Origin of the sequence: uncultured Clostridium sp., assembly GCF_900547735.1 — a bacterium.
Lineage (GTDB): Bacteria > Bacillota > Clostridia > Lachnospirales > Lachnospiraceae > Otoolea.
The window spans coordinates 1-5947 of sequence record NZ_URHZ01000139.1; the positions used below are offsets into that span (position 1 = coordinate 1).

Below are 5947 nucleotides of genomic sequence, written 5' to 3' on the forward strand. Positions count from 1 at the left end.
CATCCCGAACCCCGACCGTCCCGGCGGCGTTCTCATTCCTCAATTAAATCCCTATGTAAGATTCATCTCCCCTAACCGGATAAATTCATCCATCTCTTTCGTCTTCCACTTTTCCTTGTGGTAAAAAATCTGACGGTACATTGCCGTATGGAAATCCTCCACCTCAAGGACAGCCAGCCGCCGTTCCTCCGCACTCTTCTGCACCGCAAAATAAGGAAGAAAGGAAAGGCCCCTGTTCTCCTCTATCATGCGGATGATAAATTCCGTATTGCTGATTTCCAGGAATGGCGAAAGGATCATCTGTCTGGACGCCAGGAAGCGGTCTAGGGCCCGTCTGTAATTGGCATTTTTCTCGGTCAGGAAAAAAGGCTCTCCGAGCAGTTCTTCCAGCCTTATATGGCCGCGCCCGGCAAGCTCGGAGGCGGGGGATGAGACGAAGACCACTTCCTCCCGCATCTCCATCACCTTAATCCAGTTGTTATTATACCGTGGCTCGTCCAGGATATAGATGAGATCCAGCTGATTGTGCTCCATCATCTCAATCAGCTCTTCCGGGGAAGCCGTGGTGATCCGGATGGCTACTTTCGGATGGTGTTCCCTGAAGTAGCGGAGAATCGGAGGGAATTTGGAGAAACACAGGGATTCAATCGTTCCAATATGAAGGGAATTTTTGAGTTCCGTGTCGCTGTCCAGAGACAGTTTTGCCTTGTTCACTTCATGAAGAATGTTGTAGGCATAGGTACAGAACTGGTTTCCCTGATCCGTGAGCGTGATCCGTTTTCCGATCCGGTCAAAGAGTCTGGCATTCAATTCCTGCTCCAAAAGACGGATCTGTACTGTGACTGCCGACTGAGAATACCCCAGACTTTCGGCGGCTTTGGAAAAACTTTGAAGCTGCACGACGCGGATAAATGTGACAAGCTGACGGATCTCCATTCGGACGCCTCCCTTTATTAAAATTTTTCAATAACTATATGAAATCTACGAATTTGATTCATGCATATTGTCATGATATAATACATAAACCACGACGTCAATCGTGAATTTGCACTAATTTGAGCTGCCCCGGCCAAACGTCTCGCGCGGGGCGCTCCGTCAAGCTGCACCATCAAAGTATTCAAACAGAACAACCAAAAATGGAGGGAACATGAATCATGGAAAAGAAAGCATTTAAGCTGGGGCTCGTCCCCAAACTCATCATTGCCATCATCGTCGGCATTCTGATCGGACAGTTTCTGCCGGAGGGCTTCTGCCGCTTCGTCGTCACACTGTCCGGCCTTTTCAGCACCTTTCTGAAGTTTGTCATCCCGTTAATGATCCTGGCCTATGTAACCATGGGAATCGCCGATTTATCTCAGGGCGCAGGGAAACTGCTGCTGATCACAGTGGCCTTAGCTTACGGCTCCACTCTGATCGCCGGATCCTGCTCTTACCTGGTCTCCTCCGGCCTGTTCCCGAGTTTCATGAGCGAAGGCGCTCTGGATCAGATTGCCGCCACGGCAGGCGTTTCCGTTGATTCCTACTTCAGCATTTCCATCACACCGGTTTTGGATACGCTGTCGGCCGTAGTTCTGGCTTTTATTCTGGGTCTTTGCCTTTCTGTAATGCGCGGTAAGGAAATTGGCAATACTCTTTATGAGGCTGTAAAGGATTTCTCCAGTATCATCGACAAAGTGCTTCACACCGCTATCATCCCGCTTCTTCCGCTCTATATTTGCGGAACATTTGTGGATATGACGAAATCCGGAAAAACGTTTGCTATTTTAAGCATCCTGTGGAAAGTATTCCTCGTTGTTATCGTTATGCACCTGATTTGCATTCTGATTCAGTTTATCATCGCCGGAACCGTGAGCAAAAAGAATCCGTTTACCCTGATTAAAAATCAGATTCCGGGATATACGACAGCACTTGGAACTCAGTCTTCCGCCGCTACAATCCCGGTCAACCTTCAGTGTGCCGCAGCAGATGGCGTCAGCGAGCAGATCCGGAACTTTGTGGTACCGCTTTGCGCCAATATCCATATGGCTGGATCTATGATCACCATCACGGCCTGCGCCACCGCAGTCTGTCTGATGAACCAGCTTCCAATCAGCCTGGGTACCGTGATTCCGTTTATCATGACTCTGGGCATTGCTATGGTGGCATCTCCGGGCGCACCCGGCGGTTCCATCATGACCGCGCTTCCTTTCCTGTACATGGTTTTCGGCGCCGTAGCCGGCGATCCGGAAGGTCCGATCTGTGCCATCATGGTTGCGCTCTACATTACTCAGGATTCCTTTGGAACGGCCTGCAATGTTTCCGGAGATAATGCGATCGGAGTAATTGTCGATACTATTTATAAAAAATTTATTTCTAAAACGGCATAGGGAGGTTTACCAATGTCATTCATCAGTGTATTTGATGTTCTGGGCCCCAACATGATTGGGCCCTCCAGTTCCCATACGGCGGGAGCCGCCGTCATCGCCTTCCTGGCTCAGAAGATGGTCGGAAGTCCGCTCAAAAAGGTGGAATTCACGCTCTACGGCTCTTTTGCCAAGACATACCGCGGCCATGGAACCGACCGCGCCCTGCTGGGCGGTATCATGGGTTTTTCAACTGACGATACCCGAATCCGCGATTCTTTCCAGATTGCAAAGGAACGCGGTCTGGACTTTTCTTTCATCGCCAATGAAGAAGAGACGGATATTCACCCCAACACGGTGGACATCCGCATGACCGGACAGGATGAACGCGTCATGACGGTGCGCGGAGAGTCACTGGGCGGCGGAAAGGTCCGCATCGTGCGTATCAATCAGGTGAAGGTGGAATTTACGGGCGAATACAGCGCCGTCATCGTTATCCATCAGGACAGGCCCGGCGTGGCTGCCCACATCACCAAATGCCTGAGCGACCGCAACGTGAATATCGCTTTCATGAGACTGTTCCGCGAATCCAAGGGTCACACCGCCTACACGATTGTAGAATCGGATGGCCGCCTCCCGGAAGATGTCACGGAAATGCTGAAGGAAAATTGTCACGTACACGACGTCATGATCGTCCAGTCATAAAGCGTGTTTGGAAATTGCTTTTTGATTTTCATTCCATTGTAAGGAGTAATTGAATTATGGATTTTAAAAATGCTAAAGAATTGCTTGAATTATGCAGAATCAATCATCTCCCGATCTCCGACGTAATGAGACAGCGGGAATGTGAGCTGGGCGAAACAACAGCCGATACAATCCGTCACCGTATGAACCGGGTGCTGGAGATCATGCGGGAATCCGCCTCCTCTCCCATCAAATGCCCGGGTAAATCCATGGGCGGACTGATCGGAGGCGAGGCAAAAAAGCTCAGCGTCCATCACGCAAAAGGGAAAAACATCTGCGGTTCCGTTCTGAGCCGTGGAATCACCTATGCCATGGCGGTCCTTGAAGTCAACGCCTCCATGGGACTCATTGTGGCCGCTCCGACCGCCGGGTCTTCCGGCATTGTGCCGGGTCTTTTGCTGGCCCTGCAGGAGGAATACCATATCTCGGACGACCGGTTAATCGACGCTCTGTTTAATGCGGGTGCCATCGGCTACCTGGCCATGCGCAATGCCACCGTAGCGGGCGCCGTAGGAGGCTGCCAGGCCGAAGTCGGCGTCGCCTCCGCCATGGCTGCCTCGGCGGCCGTGGAACTGATGGGCGGCGAACCGCAGCAATGCCTGTATGCCGCATCCACGGTTCTGATGAACATGCTCGGCCTTGTCTGCGATCCGGTCGGCGGACTGGTGGAATACCCTTGCCAGAACCGCAATGCCGCAGGCGTGGCTAACGCCCTGATCGCAGCGGAGATGGCTCTGTCAGGTATCCCGCAGTTAATTCCCCTGGACGAGATGATCGCATCCATGTACTCCGTCGGAAAACGCCTTCCGGTCGAACTGCGTGAAACGGCGCTCGGCGGCTGTGCCGCCACTCCCACCGGATGCACACTTTGCCAGGCAGGAGGACATTGAGTAAGGTTCTGCCTGGAGAAAATGAAGAATCATCCTATATACAGATAGTCGAACGCCCCTGTACCATGAATCCGGTACAGGGGCGTTTTCTGTTGAGTGGCAATGAAAAGTTCGCAAAGCATGCTTTTCGTTGTTGATCGGCAATGAAAAGTTCGCGAAGCGTGCTTTTCGTTGTTATTCTAAAGTACATCTGAAAAATGCGGTCTCATTTTTTTGAACACCTTAAGTCCAAAGACCATAGCAATCAGCGTTACCGCCCAAAAATAGATTGTCATCGTGGGACGCTCAAAGAACCAGTTTCCGGTCATCATACTGTCCCTGTATCCCGCTACAATATAGTAATAAGGATTCAGTTTAAAGGCAATCCCAAGCCACGCCGCCCTGCTCGTAAAAAGAGCTTCATCGTACATAATCGGAGTCAGCCACATTCCAAACTGCAGACAGATTCCCACGATTTGCGCCATATCCTTAAAAAAGACCTGAACCGCGCTGGTAAAATACACAAGCGCCAGACTGAACATGGACGCGGCAAAGGAATAGTATAGAATCTGAATCCAGGTAATCTTAGGAGCATAGCCGCTGACCAGATACAGACCTACCATAATTACCAGGAAACAGACATGTACCATAAAGCAGGAAATCAGTTTTATAATAGGCAGCATCTCCACCTCAAACACTACCTTTTTTACAAGATAATGATATTCCTGCAGACAGTTTGTCCCTGTGTTCAGCACCTCGCTGAAAAAGAACCAGGGAATAAGGCCTGGTGTCAGCCAAATGACGTAAGTGGCTCCCTCTACGGGCGGTGCGTTTCTCATTCCATGTTCGCCGAAGATGAATGCGTAAATTGCAATTGTCACCATTGGCTGGATAAACATCCACACGATACCGAAATAAGAGCCGACAAACCGTTTTCTAAAATCCGCTATAGACAGATCCAGAATTAATTTTCTTTTGTTAACAATCCCTTTTACAAGGGCAATCAATTCTCTCATTAAGAACCTCCGGACTAGAACGTGTTTGAAAATTGCTTTCCGTCAGATGTGCAATTTTCAAACACGCTCTAATTTCTGTAAAAGTCACCGTTCACTCCTCTTTCGTAAAACGACAGCAGGTTCGCAGTCACCCGTAAAGCCGAACGGCCGCAACAGTTCAGCCTGCGGCTAAACTGTTGTAAACGGCGTTACATCTGGAATTTGAATGTATCCCTGAAACCGCCCCATTTTTTATCTTTATCGGAAATAATCAGTTCCATTCCCTCCTCGATTGGCCACTCAATTCCAATCTCCGGATCATCCCATGCCAGTCCGCCTTCGTCTCCCGGATGATAGAAATCCGTACATTTGTATGCGAACTCCGCTTCGTCAGAAAGGACGAGGAAACCGTGGGCAAATCCCTCCGGTATATAGAACTGTTTTTTATTCTCTGCCGAAAGAACTACGCCGAACCATTTTCCATACGTCTTAGAACCGGTACGGAGATCCGCGGCCACGTCAAATACCGAACCGCGCACGGCGCGTACCAGCTTGCCCTGGGGATATTCCTTCTGAAAATGGAGTCCCCTGAGCACACCCTTTACAGACATGGACTGGTTGTCCTGTACGAATACCATGTTGAGCCCTGCTTCTTTGAAATCATTCTGGTTGTAGGTCTCTACAAAATATCCTCTTTCATCCTTAAATACCGTTGGTTCAATAACATAAAGTCCCTCAATGTCGCAGGGGGTTACTGTAATCTTTCCCATTTTAATCTCTCCTTTATCTGTGTTAACATAATATTCCATATCATGCAGTGAAGCGTGCAGCTCTTTGTTTCACATTGCAGTTTTGCCTGTGTATGATAAATCCTGTATGATGCCGAAACCGGACTGTAACCTACTATATCACTACCGGGGGAACCTGGCAATAGGGATTTGGTTGAGGAATGAGAACGCCGCCGGGACGGTCGGGGTTCGGGATGGTGAGGGGGAGG

At 49.8% G+C, this 5947-nt stretch carries 6 protein-coding genes; 3 read left to right on the plus strand and 3 right to left on the minus strand.

Annotated features, from left to right (window positions below):
- Positions 1 to 51: 51 nt before the first annotated feature.
- Positions 52 to 936 carry a LysR family transcriptional regulator gene (locus tag QZT18_RS23195; RefSeq protein WP_294152066.1) on the minus strand — a complete coding sequence of 295 codons (885 nt, stop codon included), beginning with the start codon at positions 934 to 936 and terminating at the stop codon, positions 52 to 54.
- A gap of 218 nt (positions 937 to 1154) precedes the next feature.
- Here QZT18_RS23195 and QZT18_RS23200 point away from each other — a divergent pair, with 218 nt between their 5' ends.
- The 3 genes from QZT18_RS23200 to sdaAA are packed head-to-tail and all read left to right on the plus strand — an operon-like array spanning position 1155 to position 3976.
- The gene (locus QZT18_RS23200; protein ID WP_294152068.1) at positions 1155 to 2366 is read left to right on the plus strand and encodes a dicarboxylate/amino acid:cation symporter; all 1212 of its coding nucleotides are present in this window, start codon (positions 1155 to 1157) and stop codon (positions 2364 to 2366) included.
- 12 nt (positions 2367 to 2378) lie between these two features.
- Positions 2379 to 3047: an L-serine ammonia-lyase, iron-sulfur-dependent subunit beta gene (gene sdaAB / locus QZT18_RS23205; protein WP_294152070.1), complete on the plus strand. Its 669-nt coding sequence runs from the start codon at positions 2379 to 2381 to the stop codon at positions 3045 to 3047.
- A gap of 56 nt (positions 3048 to 3103) precedes the next feature.
- The gene (gene sdaAA, locus QZT18_RS23210) at positions 3104 to 3976 is read left to right on the plus strand and encodes an L-serine ammonia-lyase, iron-sulfur-dependent, subunit alpha (RefSeq protein ID WP_125142065.1); all 873 of its coding nucleotides are present in this window, start codon (positions 3104 to 3106) and stop codon (positions 3974 to 3976) included.
- 179 nt (positions 3977 to 4155) lie between these two features.
- Here sdaAA and QZT18_RS23215 read toward each other — a convergent pair whose 3' ends face one another.
- The gene (locus QZT18_RS23215; RefSeq protein WP_294152077.1) at positions 4156 to 4971 is read right to left on the minus strand and encodes an ABC transporter permease; all 816 of its coding nucleotides are present in this window, start codon (positions 4969 to 4971) and stop codon (positions 4156 to 4158) included.
- A gap of 188 nt (positions 4972 to 5159) precedes the next feature.
- Entirely contained in the window at positions 5160 to 5720 is a 561-nt protein-coding gene (gene rfbC / locus QZT18_RS23220) for a dTDP-4-dehydrorhamnose 3,5-epimerase (RefSeq protein ID WP_294152079.1), read from the minus strand.
- Positions 5721 to 5947: the final 227 nt, after the last annotated feature.

What these genes read in the sequence shown, in the direction of transcription:
- QZT18_RS23195 (WP_294152066.1), bottom strand. Translation starts at nt 936, where the DNA reads ATGGAGATCCGTCAGCTTGTCACATTTATCCGCGTCGTGCAGCTTCAA.
- QZT18_RS23200 (WP_294152068.1), top strand. Translation starts at nt 1,155, where the DNA reads ATGGAAAAGAAAGCATTTAAGCTGGGGCTCGTCCCCAAACTCATCATT.
- sdaAB (WP_294152070.1), top strand. Translation starts at nt 2,379, where the DNA reads ATGTCATTCATCAGTGTATTTGATGTTCTGGGCCCCAACATGATTGGG.
- sdaAA (WP_125142065.1), top strand. Translation starts at nt 3,104, where the DNA reads ATGGATTTTAAAAATGCTAAAGAATTGCTTGAATTATGCAGAATCAAT.
- QZT18_RS23215 (WP_294152077.1), bottom strand. Translation starts at nt 4,971, where the DNA reads ATGAGAGAATTGATTGCCCTTGTAAAAGGGATTGTTAACAAAAGAAAA.
- rfbC (WP_294152079.1), bottom strand. Translation starts at nt 5,720, where the DNA reads ATGGGAAAGATTACAGTAACCCCCTGCGACATTGAGGGACTTTATGTT.